The sequence below is a fragment of the Streptomyces echinoruber genome (genome assembly GCF_014651135.1).
Classification (GTDB): Bacteria; Actinomycetota; Actinomycetes; order Streptomycetales; family Streptomycetaceae; genus Streptomyces; species Streptomyces echinoruber.
In genome coordinates, this window is the sequence record NZ_BMWH01000001.1 from 511886 (window position 1) to 531960 (window position 20075).

The window sequence follows — 20075 nt, forward strand, 5'->3', positions numbered from 1 at the left end:
GGCCGGAGCGGCGCGCGGTGCAGCCGGAGGCCCGGTCCGGTGTGGGCCGGGGTCCGGGGCGACCGGGGTCCGGTGCGCCGCGGGCGGAGCGCGGGCGGCGGCGGGCGGGGCGCGAGCGGCGGCGGGCGGGGCGCGGGCAGTAGCGGGTGAGTGAAAAGCGGACGTTCGCCACAACGACACCCATATGATCACCCTTCATGGGAGATGTCCGAGTCGCACCCCTTCGCCGGAGTCGGAGCAGTGCGCTGTCGCGGCGGGCCGCCGCCTGCGCGGTCTGGTATCTGCGGGCCGTCGCGTTCGTCAACTTCCTCAGCGCGGTGTGGGTCTCCCTGGGGCAGGACGTGCGGCGGCACAACCAGCAGAACCTCTTCACGCCGTACCTGCTGACCGCCGGCTTCGCCTCCGGCCTGTTCACCGTGTTCCTGGCGGTGACCATGCGGCGCCGCAAGCGCGCGGCGTGGATCCTGAACCTGGCGCTCAGCGGGCCGTTCCTGGCCCTGTTCGCCTTCGCGATGGCGGCGTTCCCGGAGATCCGTCACTCGGTGCAGAACTGGGTCTCCCTCGCCCTCACCGCGGCCTTCACCGGCGCGCTGCTGCTGGGGCGGCGCGAGTTCTACGCCAAGGGTGACCGCGCCAACCCCAAACTCGCCGCCGCGGTCGCCGCCGGCGGCCTGCTCGGCTGCTCGCTGCTGGCCGGGCTGCTGGTCACGCTTACCAACCAGGCGCCGGACGCGGCGCGTTCGACCTTCGCCGAGCGGTGGCACTACGGCGCCCTGCGGCTGGTGTCGGTCGCCCCCGACGAGGCCCGCTTCCCCGGCATCGCCTCCCCCCACTGGGTGGACGTCGCCGTCAACGTCCTGAGCACCCTCCTCGTCCTCGCCGTCTTCTACGCCGCCTTCCGCTCCCGGCGCGCCGTCGACCCGCTCACCGAGGACGACGAGAAGCGGCTGCGGGAGCTGCTGGAGCAGCACGGCGAGCGCGACTCGCTCGGCTACTTCGCGCTGCGCCGCGAGAAGAGCGTGGTGTGGTCCCCGTCCGGCAAGGCGGCCGTCGCCTACCGCGTCGTCGGCGGTGTCGCGCTCGCCTCCGGCGACCCGCTCGGCGACCCGGAGGCGTGGCCCGGCGCGATCGGGCCGTGGCTGGCGCAGGCCCGCGCCCACGGGTGGATCCCGGCGGTGATGGGGGCGAGCGAGGAGGCGGGCACGGTGTACGCGCGGCACGGGCTGGACGCGCTGGAGCTGGGCGACGAGGCCGTGGTGGAGGTCGCCGAGTTCACCCTGGAGGGGCGGGCCATGCGTACGGTGCGCCAGGCCTGCAACCGGGTCCGGCGGGCCGGGTACACGGTACGCATCCGGCGGCACGAGGAGATCCCGCCCGAGGAGATGGCGTACTTCGTGCGGCGGGCGGACGACTGGCGCGACGGCCCCACCGAACGCGGCTTCAGCATGGCCCTGGGGCGGCTCGGGGACCCGCGGGACGGGCGCTGCGTGCTGCTGGAGTGCCGGGACGCGGGCGGGGAGCTGCGGGCGCTGCTGTCCTTCGTGCCGTGGGGGCCGCACGGGCTGTCCCTGGACCTGATGCGGCGGGAGCAGGACCCCGACGGCCGCGCCAACGGGCTGGTGGAGTTCATGGTGATCGAACTGCTCCGTCGCGCCCGGGAGATCGGCGTCACGCAGGTCTCGCTCAACTTCGCCATGTTCCGTTCCGTCTTCGAACGTGGCGCGCGTCTCGGCGCGGGCCCGGTGCTGCGGCTGTGGCGGTCGCTGCTGAGCTTCTTCTCGCGGTGGTGGCAGATCGAGTCGCTGTACCGGGCCAACGCCAAGTACCGGCCCATCTGGGAACCCAGGTTCCTGCTCTTCGAGAAGAGCGCGGACCTGCCGCGCATCGGCCTCGCGGCGGCGCGCGCGGAGGGCTTCCTGGAGCTGCCGGGAGTCCTGCGGCGCCGGGGCGGCCGTACCGCGGGCGCGGGACGGGCGCACGCGACGGGGCGCACGGGGAAGACGAAGAAGACGGGGAAGACGGAGATCGCGGGGAACGCAGGGGGAACGGGGGTCGCGGGGATGGCGGGGACGACGGATACGGCGGACACGGCGGGGACGGCGGGGACACGAGCCGGGGAGGCGCCGGCGGGGCGGACCGGGGCGCCGACGGAGAGCCGCCGATGAGGGCGGCCGTCCGCTGGGCGCGCGCCGAGTGGGGGCCGCTGTACGCCACCGTGCGCGCGCCGCTGCTGCGCCGGCGCCTGCGGGCGGTTCCGATGACGCTGGCGGCCGTCTGCCTGACGGGCGCGCTGCACCTGGCGCACAGCCGGCCGTGGGGGCACCGCCTCGTGCAGGACATCGGCGCGGTGCGCGCCGCGGACCCGCTGTGGCTGGCGCTGCTGCGCACCCCGCTCTCCCTGTTCGTCCCGGCGCTGGACCTGCCGGTGTGGGGCGCGCTCGCGCAGATCCTGGTGGTGTTCGGCCTCGCGGAGATCTGCCTGGGCCGGTGGCGCACCCTGGGCCTCGCCTACGCCGTGACGCTCGCCGGCACCCTCTACGCGCGCGTGGGCATCGCCCTGGGCCCGGGCACGCCGCTCGGACTGCCCGGCTCCGACGCGTGGGTCGTCGACACCGGCCCCTCGGCGGCGGTCGTCGGGCTCGCCGTCCACCTGGGTCTGCGCTACGGCGCCCACGTCACCGCGGGCGCCGTCGTGGCGGCGATGGCGGTGGAGGTGGTGGTGAAGGAGAACCTGGCCGGCAAGGAGCACCTCGCCGCGATCGCCGTCGTCCTCGCCCTGTGCGCCCTCCCGGCCCTGCGGCGGCGGCTGCGCGGGCGGCGGGCGCCCGCGGCCCGCGCCGGGACGGTCGCCGCGCCCCTGCCGGTGCGGCCCGCCGCCTCCCGCGCCGGGGTCGCGCGCGCCTCCCCGGCCCACCGGTCACCCGTCGGCCGCACCGACTGACGCCGCCCGCCGGCCGCCCGCCGACTGCCCCGCCTGACACCGCCCAAAGTCCGCTGCCCCGCTGGTCCGCCGCCCGCCTCACTTCGGCCCGGGCAGGTCCCGGCGGGACGATCCGGGCAGGTCCCGGTGGGACGGCGCCGGGTCGGGGCGGCCCGCGATCCAGTCCTGGACGGCGTTGCGCAGGCGGGTCCAGCGCAGGTCGTGGCGGTAGGCGCGCAGGCTCGCCCGGGCCCGGGCGCGGGGCCGGTGGCGGTAGAGGCGCCGGGCCCACGGGGAGTCGGGCCGGGCCAGGCGGATGGCGCCGATCAGGGCCACCGGCGGCACGATCGCGCCGAAGACGGCCGTGCGGTACTTGCCCTTGCTCAGGGCGACGAGGGAGACGAGGAAGTTCGTGCCGATGCTGGACAGGGCGGTGCCGCGGTTCTGCAGTTCCTGCGCGGACAGGTCGTTGACGCCGAACGGCGCGAACCCGGCGAGGACCAGCCCGACGAGGGCGGCGGTGAGCACGACGGCCTCGACGCTCTTGCGCCCGGCCTCGCTCCAGTACACGTCGTCCAGGTGCAGGATCAGCGCGAACTCGTCCAGCACGAGGCCCGCGCCCGTCCCGAACAGCACCGCGCACACGGCCGCGCCGACGCCGTTGTGGAAACTGGCCACCGTGCCGAACCCGCCGACCAGGGTGAGCACCACCCCGGGCACCACGTGGTGGATGTGCAGCCCGCCGGCCCGGACGTTGCCGAAGGGCCCCTTCCCGGCCCGGATCAGCCGGGTGATGGCACGGGTGACCAGGAAGGTGAGGACGAACGCGGTGAGCGCGAGGAGCAGCGGGAGCTTGCCGGGCTCGATCACGTTGCGCTCCAACCAATGTCCCATATGAGCACCTTATAGACCTTTTGCCAGTGGCCGCTTCTTCCGTCTCCGGCACCGCCGGGTACCCTGCGCCGGTGCTCGACGACACCTCCCCCGCCACCTGGCCGGACGGCCTGCGCTTCGCCTTCGGCACCCTGACCGTGCTGCCCGTCCGGGTGGCCCGGTGGGACCGGTCCGCCGCCCGCCGGGGCATGGCGGGCGCGCCGCTGGCGGGACTCGCGGTCGGGGTGTGCGGCGCCGCCCTCGGGACGGTGCTGCTCCTGCTGGGCGCCGGCGCCCCGCTCGCCGCCGTGGCCACCGTCGCCGCGGGTGCCGCGCTCACCCGGGGCCTGCACCTGGACGGACTGGCCGATACCGCCGACGGGCTGGGCAGCGGCAGGCCCGCCGAGGACGCGCTGCGCATCATGAAGCAGTCGGACATCGGGCCGTTCGGGGTCGTCGCGCTCGTCCTGGTGCTGCTCGCCCAGACGGCCGCCCTGGCGCGGGCCTACGACGGCTCGTGGTCCCGCGGCGCCCTCGCCGCCGTCGTCGCCGCGACCGCGGCCCGGCTGGCGCTGACCCGCGCGGCGCGCACCGGGGTGCCGGCCGCGCGCCCGGAGGGCCTGGGCGCCGCCGTCGCCGGGGTGGTGCCCCGGACCACGGCCCTGCTGGTCACCCTCCTGGTCACCGCCGTCTCCGCCGCCGCGGGCGCTCTCCTCGGCCCGTACGACGCCGTCCGCGCCGCCGCCGCGGTGGCCGTCTCCGCCGCCGTCGCCGAACTGCTGCTGCGGCACTGCACGCGCCGCTTCGGCGGGGTCACCGGCGACGTGTTCGGCGGGCTGGCGGAGACGGCGGCGACGGCCGCGCTGGTCGTACTGGCACTCGGCTGAAGCGGGAGCGGGCGGGGGCGGGGGCGGGGCGAGGGCGGGGGAACGGGAAGCAGCCGGAGAGAGCAGGGGTCACTGGGGAGAGCGGGGAGCAGGCGGGGAGAGCGGGGACCCCCGGAGAGAGCGGGAATCACCAGGGAGAGCGGAGATCCCCAGAGAGAGGGGGAATCACCAGGGAGAGCGGAGATCACCGGGAAGAGCGGGGCAGCGGTGGTCAGCACGGGCGGCGCCACGCCCCCAGCTCGTACCTCTTCAGCATCGAGCTCAGCCCCAGCCGCCGGGCCTGGGGGCAGAAGCGGCTCGTCGGCAGCTCGTACTCGACGTGGAAGACGGCCTTGCCGGCCCTGACGAACGGCTCCAGCCGCGCGCACTCGCCGTACTGGGCGCACTGCTCGTCGACCGCGAAGTCGAAGTCGCCGACCAGGTGCGGGATCTGGTCGAGGTCGTTCTTCAGGCCGACGGCGAGCCCCCGCTCGTGGGCGAGGCGGGCGACTAGGCGGTTGTAGCGGAGCTGGTCGGCGGCGGTGAGCGGGAAGCCGGTGCGGTTGCGGTAGCCGTCCATGTTGTCCGGCTCGACGGCGTCGAAGCCCTTGCGGCGGCACAGGTCGAGGCGGGCCGCCAGCAGCGGCCGCAGGACGTCGGTGCGGCGGATGTCGAGCCAGCGCTCGCCGCGCCAGCCGTTGCCGCGCCCCAGCACGGACTCGGGGAACCTCCCGGCGTCCGGCCGGAAGTCCTCCCAGGCGCCGGTGGAGACGTAGCAGATCACCTTGCGGCCCGCGCGGTGCAGGGCGGCCACGGTGGCCGCCGGGTGGTCGAAGCCGTCGATGTCGTAGACCGGCACGTCGACCGAGGTGTCCAGGCGGCCGCTGAGCTGCCACTGCCAGGCCAGGCCCGGCCGGGGCCGCCAGTGCCCGCCCGCCCGTCCGCCCCCGCTCCCGGAGCCGGAACTCGAACCGGAACTCGAACCGGAACCGGAACCGGAGCCGGAATCGGAACCCGAGCCGGGACCGGGTGGCGTGCCGCACCCGGCGAGCAGCAGCAGGACGAGCAGGGCGGCGAGGTGCGGGGCGCGTCTCAAGGCGGCGGGCTCCAGGGGTGCGGCGGGGCTCTTCCCCGGATGACGCGCGGCGGGGGCGCGCGGTGTGCGGGGACCCGGTGACTGTGGCGGGGCTCACCCGGTGCGAGGATCGGGGGGACGGCCGTGACGCGACCGCGGGGTGAACGCCCGCGGGCAGGGCCGGGAGACCCCCGGGCGTACGCTCGTCACGGCACAGGGCCGTACCACACGTCAGGCCGCACCACACGTCTTACGGAAGCGAGAATTCACCACCGTGACTGCTCTCACTCTCAGCACCGCCGCGGCGCCCGGCCTGCGGGTCGACGCAATCGTCGTCGGGGTCGCCAAGGGCGCCGAGGGACCGGTCGTCGCGCCCGGCGCGGAGGCCGTGGACCAGGCGTACGACGGCAGGCTCGCCGCTGTCCTGGAGACCCTCGGCGCCACCGGGGCCGAGGGCGAGGTCACCAAACTGCCCGCGCCGTCGGGCTTCAAGGCGCCGCTCGTGGTCGCGGTCGGCCTGGGCGCGCAGCCGGAGAAGGACGCCGGGTACGACGCCGAGGCGCTGCGCCGGGCCGCCGGCTGCGCCGCCCGCGCGCTCGCCGGCTCCCAGAAGGCCGCCTTCGCGCTGCCGCTGGCGGACGCCGCCGACGCCGGCGCGGTCGCCGAGGGCGTGCTGCTGGGGGCGTACACCTTCGACGCCTACAAGGACCGGGGCGAGGGCGCGAAGAAGGGCAAGGGCAACGGCAAGGCCCCGCTCGGCGAGGCCGCCCTGCTCGGCGGCAGGCCGCGCGACAAGGCGTACAAGGCCGCGCTCGAGCGCGCCGTCGCCGTGTGCGAGGAGCTCAACCGCGCCCGCGACCTGGTCAACACCCCGCCGAACGACCTCAACCCCGAGGCGTTCGCGGCGATCGCCCAGGCCGCCGCCAAGGAGCACGGCATCAAGGTGCAGGTGCTCGACGAGAAGGCGCTCGCCAAGGGCGGCTACGGCGGCATCCTCGGCGTCGGCTCCGGCTCCGCGTCCGCGCCGCGCCTGGTGAAGCTGTCGTACCGCAACTCCAAGGCGAAGAAGCACCTGGCGTTCGTCGGCAAGGGCATCACCTACGACTCCGGCGGCATCTCCCTGAAGCCGGCCGGCCACAACGAGACGATGAAGTGCGACATGAGCGGCGCCGCCGCCGTGTTCGCCGCGGTCGTCGCCGCCGCCCGGCTGGGCCTGGAGGTCAACGTCACCGGCTGGCTGGCGCTGGCCGAGAACATGCCCTCCGGCTCCGCCACCCGCCCGGGCGACGTGCTGCGCATGTACAGCGGCAAGACCGTCGAGGTGCTCAACACCGACGCCGAGGGCCGGCTGGTGCTCGCCGACGCGCTGTGGGCCGCGTCGCAGGAGAAGCCGGACGCGATCGTGGACGTGGCCACCCTGACCGGCGCGATGGTGCTGGCGCTGGGCAGCCGCACCTTCGGGATCATGGCCAACGACGACGCGTTCCGCTCCGCGGTGTTCGAGGCCGCCCAGGAGGTCGGCGAGCAGGCCTGGCCCATGCCGCTGCCGGAGCACCTGCGCAAGGGCATGGACTCCCCCGTCGCCGACATCGCCAACATGGGCGAGCGGATGGGCGGCGGGCTCGTCGCGGGCCTGTTCCTGCGGGAGTTCGTGGGCGAGGGCATCACCTGGGCGCACCTCGACATCGCCGGCCCGGCCTTCAACGAGCAGGGCCCGTTCGGCTACACGCCCAAGGGCGGCACCGGCTCGGGCGTGCGGACGCTGGTGCGGCTGGCGGAGCTCACGGCCGCGGGCGACCTGGGCTGAGGCCCGTCCCGCGGTCGCGGCGGTCCCGGGGTGCGAGGCGTCCCGGGGCCGCGACGGCCCCGGGTGCGGGACGTCCCGCCGCCGCAACGACCCTGGGTGCGGGACGTCCCGGGGTCGTTTTGTCCCGTCGGCACCGGTGCGTGGGGCGTCTCACACCCGGGCCCCGCGTCTCGTCCGGTGCCGACAAGTGCAAAGATGGGGTCTCGGCAGGACAGGGCCCCACCGAAGGGCCGAAGCACAAGCGGCCGGACACCAGCCGCCTGCCGGTCATCGCGGACCGGCGCACGGCGCACATGCATGGAGGACGTGACGTGGCGAACGACGCCAGCACCGTTTTCGACCTAGTGATCCTCGGCGGTGGTAGCGGTGGTTACGCCGCGGCCCTGCGCGGGGCGCAGCTGGGCCTGGACGTCGCCCTGATCGAGAAGGACAAGGTCGGCGGCACCTGCCTGCACCGAGGATGCATCCCCACCAAGGCCCTGCTGCACGCCGGCGAGATCGCCGACCAGGCGCGCGAGAGCGAGCAGTTCGGCGTCAAGGCCAGCTTCGAGGGCATCGACATGCCCGCCGTCCACAAGTACAAGGACGAGGTCGTCGCGGGCCTGTACAAGGGCCTGCAGGGCCTGATCGCCTCCCGCAAGGTGACCTACATCGAGGGTGAGGGCCGCCTGTCGTCGGCCACCTCGGTGGACGTCAACGGGCAGCGCATCCAGGGCCGTCACATCCTGCTCGCGACCGGCTCCGTGCCGAAGTCGCTGCCGGGCCTGGAGATCGACGGCGACCGCATCATCTCCTCGGACCACGCGCTGGTCCTGGACCGCGTGCCGAAGTCCGCGATCATCCTCGGCGGCGGCGTGATCGGCGTCGAGTTCGCCTCCGCGTGGAAGTCCTTCGGCGTCGACGTCACCATCATCGAGGGCTTGAAGCACCTCGTGCCGGCCGAGGACGAGAACTCCTCCAAGCTGCTGGAGCGGGCCTTCCGCAAGCGCGGCATCAAGTTCAACCTGGGCACCTTCTTCGAGAAGGCCGAGTACACCCAGGACGGTGTCAAGGTCACCCTCGCCGACGGCAAGGAGTTCGAGGCCGAGCTGCTGCTCGTCGCCGTCGGCCGCGGCCCGGTCTCCCAGGGCCTGGGCTACGAGGAGGTCGGGGTCGCCATGGACCGCGGCTACGTCCTCGTCGACGAGTACATGCGCACCAACATCCCCACCATCTCCGCCGTCGGCGACCTGGTGCCGACCCTGCAGCTCGCGCACGTCGGCTTCGCGGAGGGCATCCTGGTGGCGGAGCGGCTGGCCGGCCTGAAGGTCGTGCCGATCGACTACGACGGCGTCCCGCGGGTGACCTACAGCCACCCGGAGGTCGCCTCCGTGGGTCTGTCCGAGGCCAAGGCCAAGGAGATCTACGGTGCGGACAAGGTCGTCGCTCTGAAGTACAACCTGGCGGGCAATGGGCGGAGCAAGATCCTCAAGACCGCGGGCGAGATCAAGCTCGTCCAGGTCAAGGACGGTGCCGTGGTCGGCGTCCACATGGTCGGCGACCGCATCGGCGAGCAGGTCGGCGAGGCCCAGCTGATCTACAACTGGGAGGCGCTGCCGGCCGAGGTCGCCCAGCTCATCCACGCCCACCCGACGCAGAACGAGGCGCTCGGCGAGGCCCACCTGGCCCTGGCCGGCAAGCCGCTGCACGCGCACGACTGACAGCCCTCGGGCGCGACGACACGACTTCCGCTTCCCCCGGTTCCCGACCCCGCTCGCACCGGGGGAGATCCCATCCGTAAGGAGCAACCGAAACCATGGCGGTTTCCGTAACCCTTCCGGCGCTCGGCGAGAGCGTCACCGAGGGCACTGTCACCCGCTGGCTGAAGGCCGAGGGCGAGCACGTCGAGGCCGACGAGCCGCTGCTGGAGGTGTCCACCGACAAGGTCGACACCGAGATCCCCGCCCCGGCCTCCGGCGTGCTGACCTCCATCAAGGTCGCCGAGGACGAGACCGTCGAGGTCGGTGCCGAGCTGGCCGTCATCGACGACGGCTCCGGCGCCCCCGCCGCGGCCCCGGCCCCCGCCGCCGAGTCCGCCCCGGCCGCCGCGCCGGCCCCGACGCCCACCGCGGCTCCGGCCGCGCAGGCCCCGGCCGCCCCCTCCACCGAGCAGGCCGCCCCGGCCCCGGCGCCGACCGCCGAGGCCGCCGCCGGCGGCGGCTCCGCCGAGGGCACCGACGTGGTCCTGCCGGCGCTGGGCGAGTCCGTCACCGAGGGCACCGTCACCCGCTGGCTGAAGTCGGTCGGCGACACCGTCGAGGCCGACGAGCCGCTGCTGGAGGTGTCGACGGACAAGGTCGACACCGAGATCCCCGCCCCGGCCTCCGGCGTCCTGCTGGAGATCGTGGTCGGCGAGGACGAGACCGCCGAGGTCGGCGCCAAGCTCGCCGTCATCGGCCGGCCCGGTGCCGCTCCGGCCCAGGCCCAGGCCCAGGCCCCGGCCGCGCCCGCCGCCCCGGCCCAGCCCGAGCCCGCCCCGGCCCCGCAGCCCGCTCCGGCTCCGGCTCCGGCCGCGCAGCCCGCTCCGGCTCCGGCCGCCCCGGCCCAGGAAGCCCCGGCGCCGGCCCCGCAGCCGGCCGCCCCGGCTCCCCAGCCGGCCCCGGCCGCCCCGGCCCCGGTCACCCCGGCCGCCGCTCCGGCGGACGGCGACGGCGCCTACGTGACCCCGCTGGTGCGCAAGCTCGCCGCCGAGAACGGCGTCGACCTGGCCACCGTCAAGGGCACCGGCGTCGGCGGCCGCATCCGCAAGCAGGACGTCCTCGCCGCCGCGGAGGCCGCCAAGGCCGCCGCCGCTGCCCCGGCCCCCGCGGCCGCTCCCGCCGCCGCGAAGAAGGCGCCGGTGCTGGAGGCGTCCCCGCTGCGCGGCCAGACCGTCAAGATGCCGCGCATCCGCAAGGTCATCGGCGACAACATGGTCAAGGCGCTGCACGAGCAGGCGCAGCTCTCCTCCGTCGTCGAGGTCGACGTCACCCGGCTGATGCGGCTGCGCGAGCGGGCCAAGGCGTCCTTCCAGGCCCGCGAGGGCGTCAAGCTCTCCCCGATGCCGTTCTTCGTCAAGGCCGCCGCGCAGGCGCTGAAGGCCCACCCGGTCATCAACGCGCGGATCAACGAGGCCGAGGGCACCATCACCTACTTCGACACGGAGCACATCGGCATCGCCGTGGACTCCGAGAAGGGGCTGATGACCCCGGTCATCAAGAACGCCGGCGACCTGAACCTCGCGGGCATCGCCAAGGCCACCGCCGAGCTCGCGGGCAAGGTCCGCAGCAACAAGATCACGCCGGACGAGCTCGCGGGCGCGACCTTCACCATCTCCAACACCGGTTCGCGCGGCGCGCTGTTCGACACGATCATCGTGCCGCCGGGCCAGGTCGCGATCCTCGGCATCGGCGCCACCGTCAAGCGCCCGGCCGTGATCGACACCGAGGAGGGCCCGGTCATCGGCGTCCGGGACATGGTCTACCTGACCCTGTCCTACGACCACCGCCTGGTGGACGGCGCCGACGCCGCCCGCTACCTGACGACGGTCAAGGCGATCCTGGAGGCCGGTGAGTTCGAGGTCGAGCTCGGCCTGTGACCCGCCGCCGGCCCGAGGGCCGCGACGGCGCGGGGCCCGGCCCCCGACCCGGCCCGCCGGGAGGTGCGTACGGCGCCCCCGTCCGGAGTTCTCCGCGGAGTTCTCCGGGCGGGGGCGCCGCCGTCTGCCTGCGACCCAGCCCACGCCCGGCGTGTAAGCCTCGTCTCACCTGCGCGAAAGCCTCCGCGTGCGCCCTTCCGCCCGCAGACGGCAGCCGTATTGTCTAAGCGTCAAAGCTTTCAGGGGCCAACGGGTCCCCCTCTAAGGAGCCTCCATGACCGCGCCCGTCATCCACTCGCTGCGCGAGCAGATCCGCGAGCACATCCTGGAGGGCATCATCAGCGGGCGCTGGAAGCCGGGCGAGCGGATCGTGGAGCGGCGGATCGCGACCGAACTGGAGGTCAGCCAGACCCCGGTGCGGGAGGCGCTGCGCGAGCTGGAGTCGCTGCGGCTGATCGAATCCTCGCCCAACAAGGGTGTCCGGGTGCGCAACCTGACCGCGGCCGACCTGGAGGAGAGCTACCCGGTGCGCGCCGGTCTGGAGGCGATCGCGGCGGAGCTGGCGGCCGACCGGCTGGCCGAGGACTGCTCCGCCCTGGAGCCGCACGTCGCGGCCCTGTACCGGGCCGACCGCGCCGGTGACGGCACCGCGCAGGTGCGGCACACCGTCGCCTTCCACCGCGAACTGGTGCGCGCGGCGGGCAACTCCGTGCTGCTGCACACCTGGGAGGGGCTGGGCATCGAGGTGTTCACGGCGCTGTCGATCCGCTGGCTGGGGACCGTGCAGCAGTCGTACGCCGAGGAGCACGAGGAACTCCTGGCCGCGTTCCGCCGCCGCGACCCCCGGATCGCGGAGCTGGTGAAGGCGCACGTGCTGGGCTGCGCCCCGCGCCACGAGTCCTGAAACCCCCGCCACGGGTCCCGAACCCCCGCTACGGGCCCTGAACACACCCTCGCCACGGGTCCCGAACCCCCGCTACGGGCCCTGAACACACCCCCGCCACGGGTCCCGAACCCCCGCCGCGAACCCCGAGCATCCGCCGCGGGACCCCCGACGAGCACCCGCCATGGGTCCTGCCCCCCTGCCACGGGTCCTGGTCCCCCGCCGCGAGCTCTGAGCGCGGTCGCGCTCAAACACGGTCCCACCTGCGGGAATTCCCCCGAAAACGCGGCACTCGGTGCCCGCGCGAAAGACACTGCGTGCCTATTTTCCCGCCATCGGAAGGTTTTCCCCCTTCACCCTTTGATCGATCATCGATCAGGGGGTTACAGTCGCCGACGGACTTCCACCCGAGTCCGCGCCCTGTCCTGCCAAAGACCAAGGGCACCCCCGACCCTTACCGATGAGGGAACCCCCTTCGACTGAGGAAGGCGGCGACATGACCGACCCCAACGCCATCCAGCCGAGCGAGCTCGACCAGCTCCCGGACCGCGACCCGGAGGAGACCGCCGAGTGGCAGGCGTCCCTGGACGCCGTCGCCCGGGCGGCCGGGCCGCACCGTGCCGCGTACCTGATGCGCCGCACGCTGGAGCGCGCCGAGGGCGCCGGTGTCCCGCTGCCGAAGCTCCTCGAGACGGACTACGTCAACACCATCCCCACCGCCGCCGAGCCGGCCCCGGCCGGCGACGAGGAGATGGAGCGCCGCATCACCGCGTGGAACCGCTGGAACGCGGCCGCGATGGTGACCCGCGGCAGCAAGTACGGCGTGGGCGGCCACATCGCCACCTTCGCCTCCGCGGCCTGGCTGTACGAGGTGGGCTTCAACCACTTCTTCCGCGGCAAGGAGGGCGACGGCTCCGGCGACCAGCTCTACATCCAGGGCCACGCCTCCCCCGGCATCTACGCCCGCGCCTTCCTCGACGGCCGGCTGACCGAGCGGCACCTGGACAACTTCCGCCGCGAGGCGGGCGGCGGCGGCCTGCCGTCGTACCCGCACCCGCGCCGGCTGCCCTGGCTGTGGGAGTTCCCCACCGTCTCCATGGGCCTGGGCCCGCTGTCGGCGATCTACCAGGCGCGCTTCAACCGCTACCTCACCGCCCGCGGCATCAAGGACGTCTCCGACTCCCACGTGTGGGCGTTCCTCGGCGACGGCGAGATGGACGAGCCGGAGTCCACCGCCGCTCTCGCGCTGGCCGCCCGTGAGGAGCTGGACAACCTCACCTTCGTCGTCAACTGCAACCTGCAGCGCCTGGACGGCCCGGTCCGCGCCAACTTCAAGATCGTGCAGGAGCTGGAGGCCCAGTTCCGCGGCGCCGGCTGGAACGTGATCAAGGTGCTGTGGGGCACCGCCTGGGACGAGCTGTTCGCCCTCGACACCACCGGCGCCCTGGTGCGGCGCCTGCGCGAGGTGCCGGACGCCCAGCTCCAGACGTACCAGACCCGCAGCGCCGCCTACATCCGCGAGGACTTCTTCGGCAAGGACCCGGCGCTCGTGGAGATGGCGAAGCTGCTGAGCGACGACAAGATCCTCGAGTGCTTCCACACCTCCCGCGGCGGCCACGAGCCGCGCAAGGTGTACGCCGCCTACAAGGCCGCCCTGGCGCACAAGGGCGCCCCGACGGTGATCCTGGCGCAGACGGTCAAGGGCCACACCCTCGGTGAGGGCTTCGCCTCCAAGAACGCCAACCACCAGATGAAGAAGCTGACGGTGGAGGAGTTCAAGGCGATGCGCGACCGCCTGGAACTGCCCATCAAGGACAGCGACTTCGTCGACGGCGTGGTCCCCTACGGCCACCCCGGCCCCGACTCCCCCGAGGTGCGCTACCTCCAGGAGCGCCGCGCGGCCCTCGGCGGCCCCGCCCCGGCCCGCCGCGTCCACCCGGTGCCGGCGCTGCCCGCCCCGGCCGAGAAGCCGTTCACCGCGTTCGACAAGGGCTCCGGCTCCCAGAACGTCGCCACCACCATGGCGTTCGTGCGCCTGATCAAGGACCTGGTGCGCGACAAGGAGACCGGCAAGCGCTGGGTGCCGATCGTGCCGGACGAGGCCCGCACCTTCGGCATGGAGAGCCTGTTCCCGTCGCTGGGCATCTACTCGCCCAAGGGCCAGACGTACGAGCCGGTCGACCGCGACCAGCTCATGTACTACAAGGAGGCGAAGAACGGGCAGATCCTCAACGAGGGGATCACCGAGGCCGGTTCCATGGCCGACTTCATCGCCGCCGCCACGTCGTACGCGACGCACGGCGAGCCGATGATCCCATTCTACATCTTCTACTCGATGTTCGGCTGGCAGCGCACCGCCGACCAGATGTGGCAGCTCGGCGACCAGCTCGGCCGCGGCTTCCTCATCGGCGCCACCGCCGGCCGCACCACGCTGACCGGCGAGGGCCTGCAGCACGCGGACGGCCACACGCCCGTCATCGCCGCGACCAACCCGGCGGCGCTGACGTACGACCCGGCGTTCGCCTACGAGATCGCCGTCATCGTCCGCGAGGGCGTCCGCCGCATGTACGGCGAGGCCAAGCCGGGCGAGGACCAGGACGTCTTCTACTACCTGACCGTCTACAACGAGCCGCTGCCGCAGCCCGCCAAGCCGGCCGGCCTCGGCATCGACGAGGGCATCATCAAGGGCCTGTACCGCTTCAACACGGCGGAGTCCGCGGGCCTGACCGTGCCGGAGAACGCGCCGCGCATCCAGCTCCTGGGCTCCGGCACCGCGATCCACTGGGCGCTGAAGGCGCAGAAGCTGCTCGCCGAGGAGTGGGGCGTGGCCGCCGACGTGTGGTCCGCGACCTCCTGGACCGAGCTGCGCCGGGACGCCCTGGAGGCCGACGCGGCGCTGCTGCGCGGCGAGGAGCGGGTGCCCTACATCCGGCAGGCGCTGCAGGGCGCCGAGGGCCCGGTGCTGGCGGTCTCCGACTACATGCGCCAGGTCCCGGACCAGATCGCGCAGTGGGTCGAGCAGGACTGGGCCTCGCTGGGCACCGACGGCTTCGGCCTGTCGGACACCCGTGAGGCCGCCCGCCGCCACTTCGGCGTGGACGCCGAGTCCATCGTCGTCGCCTCCCTGGCCCAGCTCGCCAAGCGCGGCGAGGTCCAGGCCGCGGCGGTGAAGGAGGCGCGGGAGAAGTACGGCCTCTGACACCGGTCTTCCGGCATCCGGCACCCGCGGGTGCCGGATGCCGGGCTCCGGATGCCGGGCTCCGGGTTCCGGGCTCCGGGTTCCGGGCTCCGGGTTCCGGTGAGGGGGGCACGGCGGTCGCCGTGCCCCCCTTCGCTGTCGGCTCGCTGTCGGTTTGCTGTCGGCGGCGCCCGGCATGATGGCCCCATGCGCGCTGCCCGGCTGATCAAGATGGTGCTGCTGCTCCAGTCCCGGCCCTCCATGACCGCCGCCGAGCTGGCGCGGGAGCTGGAGGTGTCGGAGCGCACGGTCACGCGGGACGCGCAGGCGCTGTCGGAGGCGGGCGTGCCGGTGTACGCCGACCGGGGGCGGGCCGGCGGCTACCGGCTGGTGGGCGGCTACCGCACGCGGCTGACCGGGCTGGCGCGCACGGAGGCGGAGGCGCTGTTCCTGAGCGGGGTGCCGGGGGCGCTGCGGGAGATGGGCCTGCACGACGCGGCCTCGGCGGCCCGCCTGAAGGTGTCGGCGGCACTGCTGCCGTCGCTGCGGGACGCCCCCCGCACGGCGGCCCAGCGCTTCCACCTGGACGCGCCGAACTGGTTCGCCGAGCCCGAGACGCCCGACCTGCTGCCGGCGGTCGCGGAGGCGGTGTGGGACGACCGGCGGGTCACCGCGCGCTACCGGCGCGGGGCGGAGGAGGTCGTACGGGAGCTGGAGCCGTACGGGCTCGTGCTGAAGGCAGGCGTGTGGTACCTGTGCGCGCGGGTGCCGGAACCGGAACCGGAACCGGATGTGGTGCCGGTACCGGATGCGGAGCCGGCTCGGGTGCCGCGGGCCGGGGCGCGCGGTTCCTTCCGGGTGTACCGGATCGACCGGTTCACGGCCGTCGAGGCGCGCGAGGAGCGCTTCGTGCGGGAGGAGGACTTCGACCTGCCCGCGTTCTGGGCACAGCGGGCCGAGCAGTTCGCGCGGTCGATCCTGCGGGCCGAGGTCGTGGTGCGGCTGTCCCCGCGGGGCCTGCGGCGGCTGCGGTACGCCGTCGAGCCGGTCGCCGCGCGCGAGGCGCTGGCGTCGGCGGGCGCTCCGGACGCGGACGGGTGGGTGACGGTGACCCTCCCGGTGGAGTCGGAGGAGGTCGCGCACGACCAGCTCACGGCGCTGGGTCCCGAGGCGGAGGTGCTCGCCCCCGGGCGCCTGCGGGAGCGGTTCGCGCGCGACGCGCGGCGCCTGGCGGCGCTGTACGACCGGTGAGGCGCCGTACGGCCGGTGAGGCGCCGTACGGCCGGTGAGGCGCCGTACGGCCGGTGAGGTGCCCTGCGGCCGGTGAGGTGCCCGCGGCCGGTAACGATCCGGGCGTCTCCGGGTGCGTCCGGGTGCGTCCCCGGCGTCCGGGCTCGATGCTGGATGCCGTGATGGACGAGACGGAGTTCTGGGAACTGGTCGACTCCGCCCGCGAGGAGGCCGGAGGCGATCCCGAGGAGCAGGCCGACCTGCTCGTGGAGCGGCTCGTGGAGCTGGACCCGGAGGCGGTGCTGGACTTCGCCCGTCATTTCGAGGCGCGTCGCCGCCGCGCCCACCGCTGGGACCTGTGGGGCGCCGCCTGCGTGCTGCTCGGCGAGGTCGACGACGACGGCTTCGACTTCTTCCGGTGCTGGCTGATCGGGCAGGGGCGCGAGGTGTTCGAGGGCGCCCTGCACGACCCGGACCGGCTGGCCGAGTTGCTGGGCGACTTCGACGAGGACGTCGACGGCGACGGGGAGGAACTCGGTTACGCGGCCGACGAGGCGTACGAGCAGCTCACCGGCACCGTCGTGCCCGACCTGGGGCTGTCGCCCGCGCCTGCGGAGCCGGCGGGCACGCCGTTCGACCTCGAGGACGAGCGGGTGCTGGCGGAGCGGTATCCGGCGCTGTGGGAGCGGTTCCGGGGGTGACGCCTCCGCTCGGACGCCGGGGTTCCGGCCGCCCGTCCACCCATCCACTCCTCCACCCGTCCACCCGTTCACCCCTTCGCCCGTCCATCCGTCCACCCTTTCACCCGTCCGTCCGTCCACCCCTTCACCCATCCATCCGTCTCGTCCGGCCGGCGGATGCCCCGGCTTCCGCCCCGACCGCCGACGGGCGCGCGGCCGGCCGCCTGCCGCTCCCGCCGGCGGTCCGCCGCGGCGGCCGGTGCCGTCCCCGTGGGCCTCACGGACGGCCCTGGAGGCGGGCGGCCGCGCGCCGGATCCCGGGCAGGCGGGCGGTGAGGGCCTCGCCGGGGCAGTTGGTCCGGTAGGCGTCGCGGTGGGGGGCGACGGCCGGGAACTCGGCGGCGGTGCCGGCGGGGTAGCGGCTGTGGCCGTTGCTGGAGACCAGGCGCACGGTCGCGCGCGGGTCGATCCCGGCCAGGCCCAGCTTCCAGGCGGCCAGCGCGGCGATCGCGTCGGTCATGGCGCGCGGCACGGAGGTGCCGGCGGTGAAGGTGCCGAGGGCGGCGACGCCGGTGGTGCGGTGGTTGAAGCCCTGGGTGTGGGCGCCGGTGACGGGGCGCTCGGGGCCGCCCGCGCGGCCCTCGTAGAGGGTGCCGCAGCGGTCGACGAGGAAGTTGTAGGCGAGGTCGTCGAAGCCGCGCGCCTCGATCTGCCCGGCGTACAGGTTGCGGATGACGGCGGGGGCGTCGGCGCAGGCGTAGTCGTTGGGCGAGTCGGTGTGGTGGACGAAGACGGCGACGGCCTCGTCGTCGTAGCGCGGTGCGGCGCGGGGGCGCGGGGCCGGGGGTCCGGGGGCGTGCAGCCAGACCGAGCGGGGGACGATCGGCGGCCGGGGGGCGCGGTGCGATCCGGTGGCCGGCCGGGTCGCGGCGGGGGCGGCGCGCTCGGGCGCGCGGCGCGGGGCGCCGTCCGCGGACAGCAGCAGCGCCGCGCAGACGGCGAGCCCGGGCAGGCAGACGGGCAGCAGCACGCCGGCGGCCCGGGTCCGTCGGACGACATGCATGGTCCCACTGTGGGACCCGTCCGCCGCGTCCGCGAGGTGCGCTGTGCCGCCCGGTGGAACCATCGTCCCCTTCCGGCACGTTTCACGAGGTAGCCGCGCCCGGGGCGGGCACCGGCCCGGGCACGCGGCTGATCACCGGGCCCGCCGTGTGCGTATGAAGGGGTCCGAGAGAAAGGCGGCTTGGGTGGACCTGCTCGACGTCCTGCTGATGCTGGTGATCCTCGTCTACGCGGCGTCCGGCTACCGGCGCGGCCTGGTGGCCGGGTGCGTGTCGTTCGCCGGGTTCGTCGGCGGCGCGGTCGTCGGGGTGTGGGTGCTGCCCTGGATGACGCGGCTGGTGGAGCGGGGCACGACGGCGGCGACGGTGACCGCCGTGATCACGGTGCTGCTGCCGGCGGTGCTGGGGCACGAGCTGGCGGGCCGGCTGGCGCTGCGGCTGCGGCGCGAACTGGACCGCGGCGTGCTGCGGGCGGCGGACGGCGTGGGCGGCGCCGCGGCGAACACGATGGCGGTGCTGGTGGTGGCGTGGGTGGCCGCCAGCGTCCTGGCCGCGTCCGCGTCCCCGCTGGTCAACACGGCGATACGCGACTCGCGGCTGCTGGGCGCGGTGCAGGAGGTGATGCCGGACACCACGCCGGCGTGGTTCTCCCGCGCCACCTCGGCACTGACCCAGGCGGGCTTCCCGCAGGTGTTCAACCCGTTCGAGAACGAACCGGTGGCCGGCGTGGCCAGGCCCTCCGGCGACAGCGTCACCGCCTCCGCCGTCAACGCGGCCAGGCTGAGCACGGTGAAGATCGAGGGCGTGGCCGGCGACCAGGGCCGCGAGGGCAGCGGGTTCGTGTACGCGCCGCGGCACGTGATGACCAACGCGCACGTCGTCGCGGGCATCGACCGGCCCGGCGTGCGCGTCGGCGGGGTGGGCCGGTCCTACGAGGCGCGGGTGGTGCTGTTCGACCCGCGGCGGGACGTGGCGGTGCTGTACGTGCCGGGGCTCAAGGCGCCGGTGCTGCGCTTCGACGACGGGGCGCGGCGCGGCGACTCGGCGGTCGTGGCGGGCTACCCGCAGGACGGTTCCCTGGACCTGCAGGCCGCGACGGTGGCGAGCCGGATGAACGCCACGGGGCAGAACATCTACAACGACGGCACGGTCACCCGCGAGATCTACGCCATCCGCTCCACCGTCCGCCCGGGCAACTCCGGCGGCCCGCTGCTGTCCACCGACGGCCGCGTCTACGGCGTGGTCTTCGCCCGCTCCACCTCCGACCCGGAGACCGGCTACGTCCTCACGGCCGCCGAGGTGGCCGCGGACGCGCGGCGCGCGGCCGACGCGACGGCGCCGGTGGACACCGGCGCCCTCGTCACGTCCTGACGGTGCGTCAGGAGGCGTCGGCGCCGTTCAGGAAGCGGCCCATGAGGACGTCGTCGACGTACTGCCCGTCCAGCAGGAACTCCTCGGGCAGCACGCCCTCCACGACGAAGCCCTCGGACTCGTACAGCCTGCGGGCCGGGGTGTTGTGGCCGAGGACGCGCAGGGTCAGGCGGCGCGCTCCCCGCCGCCGGGCCTCCTCCTGCGCGGCCCGCAGCAGCGCGCGGCCGACACCGGCCCGGCGCGCTTGGGCGGCGACGGCGAGGCCCTGGATCTGCAGGACGTGGGCGTTGGACTCCAGGGGGGTCGGGGCGCCCAGCCGCAGGTAGCCGACGACCGTGCCGTCCAGCTCGGCGACCAGGTGGTCGCCGGGGCCGCAGCGCTGCGTGAAGAACGGCTCGCCGGGCGGCGGCGGGGGCGTGACCGCGTGCAGGTGCGACCAGTGGTCGTGGTCGAGGCGGCGCAGCGTCTCCTCGTCGTCGGGCGTGGCGTGGCGTATGTGCGGAACCGGCATGACG

Annotated in this window: 15 protein-coding genes; 11 read left to right on the top strand and 4 right to left on the bottom strand. The window is 74.5% G+C overall.

The annotated features are described in order from the left end of the window. Positions 1-197 precede the first annotated feature (197 nt). Together IE225_RS02115 and IE225_RS02120 are read left to right on the top strand one after the other, a co-directional pair. Entirely contained in the window at positions 198-2165 is a 1968-nt protein-coding gene (locus tag IE225_RS02115) for a phosphatidylglycerol lysyltransferase domain-containing protein (protein ID WP_229879133.1), read from the top strand. After that, on the top strand, positions 2162-2941 hold the full coding sequence (locus IE225_RS02120; RefSeq protein WP_229879135.1) for a hypothetical protein: 780 nt from the start codon (positions 2162-2164) through the stop codon (positions 2939-2941). Before IE225_RS02115 ends, IE225_RS02120 begins: the two co-directional genes overlap by 4 nt. 78 nt (positions 2942-3019) lie before the next feature. On the opposite strand, the gene IE225_RS02125 is transcribed toward IE225_RS02120, so the two are convergent. Further along, positions 3020-3814, bottom strand: a complete 795-nt coding sequence (locus tag IE225_RS02125) for a hypothetical protein (RefSeq protein ID WP_190055520.1) — start codon at positions 3812-3814, stop codon at positions 3020-3022. A gap of 71 nt (positions 3815-3885) precedes the next feature. On the opposite strand from IE225_RS02125, the gene IE225_RS02130 reads away from it, so the two are divergent. Then, positions 3886-4680, top strand: a complete 795-nt coding sequence (locus tag IE225_RS02130; RefSeq protein WP_190055521.1) for an adenosylcobinamide-GDP ribazoletransferase — start codon at positions 3886-3888, stop codon at positions 4678-4680. 211 nt (positions 4681-4891) lie between these two features. Here IE225_RS02130 and IE225_RS02135 read toward each other — a convergent pair whose 3' ends face one another. Further along, positions 4892-5755, bottom strand: a complete 864-nt coding sequence (locus tag IE225_RS02135) for an endo alpha-1,4 polygalactosaminidase (RefSeq protein ID WP_190055522.1) — start codon at positions 5753-5755, stop codon at positions 4892-4894. A 253-nt stretch (positions 5756-6008) separates the two neighbouring features. On the opposite strand from IE225_RS02135, the gene IE225_RS02140 reads away from it, so the two are divergent. From IE225_RS02140 to IE225_RS02170, 7 genes are all read left to right on the top strand, one after another. Further along, positions 6009-7541 carry a leucyl aminopeptidase gene (locus IE225_RS02140; protein WP_190055523.1) on the top strand — a complete coding sequence of 511 codons (1533 nt, stop codon included), beginning with the start codon at positions 6009-6011 and terminating at the stop codon, positions 7539-7541. Positions 7542-7852: 311 nt separating this feature from the next. After that, the gene (lpdA, locus tag IE225_RS02145; RefSeq protein ID WP_190055524.1) at positions 7853-9241 is read left to right on the top strand and encodes a dihydrolipoyl dehydrogenase; all 1389 of its coding nucleotides are present in this window, start codon (positions 7853-7855) and stop codon (positions 9239-9241) included. 95 nt (positions 9242-9336) lie between these two features. Further along, the gene (gene sucB, locus IE225_RS02150) at positions 9337-11157 is read left to right on the top strand and encodes a 2-oxoglutarate dehydrogenase, E2 component, dihydrolipoamide succinyltransferase (RefSeq protein ID WP_190055525.1); all 1821 of its coding nucleotides are present in this window, start codon (positions 9337-9339) and stop codon (positions 11155-11157) included. Between the two features lie 274 nt (positions 11158-11431). Further along, positions 11432-12061: a GntR family transcriptional regulator gene (locus tag IE225_RS02155; RefSeq protein WP_190055526.1), complete on the top strand. Its 630-nt coding sequence runs from the start codon at positions 11432-11434 to the stop codon at positions 12059-12061. A 475-nt stretch (positions 12062-12536) separates the two neighbouring features. After that, positions 12537-15239 (top strand): pyruvate dehydrogenase (acetyl-transferring), homodimeric type, encoded by a 2703-nt coding sequence (gene aceE, locus IE225_RS02160; protein WP_190055527.1) that lies wholly within the window; start codon positions 12537-12539, stop codon positions 15237-15239. 186 nt (positions 15240-15425) lie between these two features. Next, complete coding sequence (locus IE225_RS02165) at positions 15426-16469, top strand: helix-turn-helix transcriptional regulator (RefSeq protein WP_190055528.1); 1044 nt, start codon at positions 15426-15428, stop codon at positions 16467-16469. 161 nt (positions 16470-16630) lie between these two features. Continuing rightward, on the top strand, positions 16631-17149 hold the full coding sequence (locus IE225_RS02170) for a DUF4240 domain-containing protein (protein WP_190055692.1): 519 nt from the start codon (positions 16631-16633) through the stop codon (positions 17147-17149). A gap of 256 nt (positions 17150-17405) precedes the next feature. Here IE225_RS02170 and IE225_RS02175 read toward each other — a convergent pair whose 3' ends face one another. Next, positions 17406-18191 (bottom strand): peptidoglycan recognition protein family protein, encoded by a 786-nt coding sequence (locus tag IE225_RS02175; RefSeq protein ID WP_190055529.1) that lies wholly within the window; start codon positions 18189-18191, stop codon positions 17406-17408. A 184-nt stretch (positions 18192-18375) separates the two neighbouring features. Between IE225_RS02175 and IE225_RS02180 the strand changes: the two genes are divergently transcribed. Continuing rightward, complete coding sequence (locus IE225_RS02180) at positions 18376-19560, top strand: MarP family serine protease (RefSeq protein ID WP_190055530.1); 1185 nt, start codon at positions 18376-18378, stop codon at positions 19558-19560. Between the two features lie 7 nt (positions 19561-19567). Here IE225_RS02180 and IE225_RS02185 read toward each other — a convergent pair whose 3' ends face one another. Beyond that, positions 19568-20071 (bottom strand): GNAT family N-acetyltransferase, encoded by a 504-nt coding sequence (locus tag IE225_RS02185; protein WP_190055531.1) that lies wholly within the window; start codon positions 20069-20071, stop codon positions 19568-19570. Between the last annotated feature and the right edge of the window lie 4 nt (positions 20072-20075).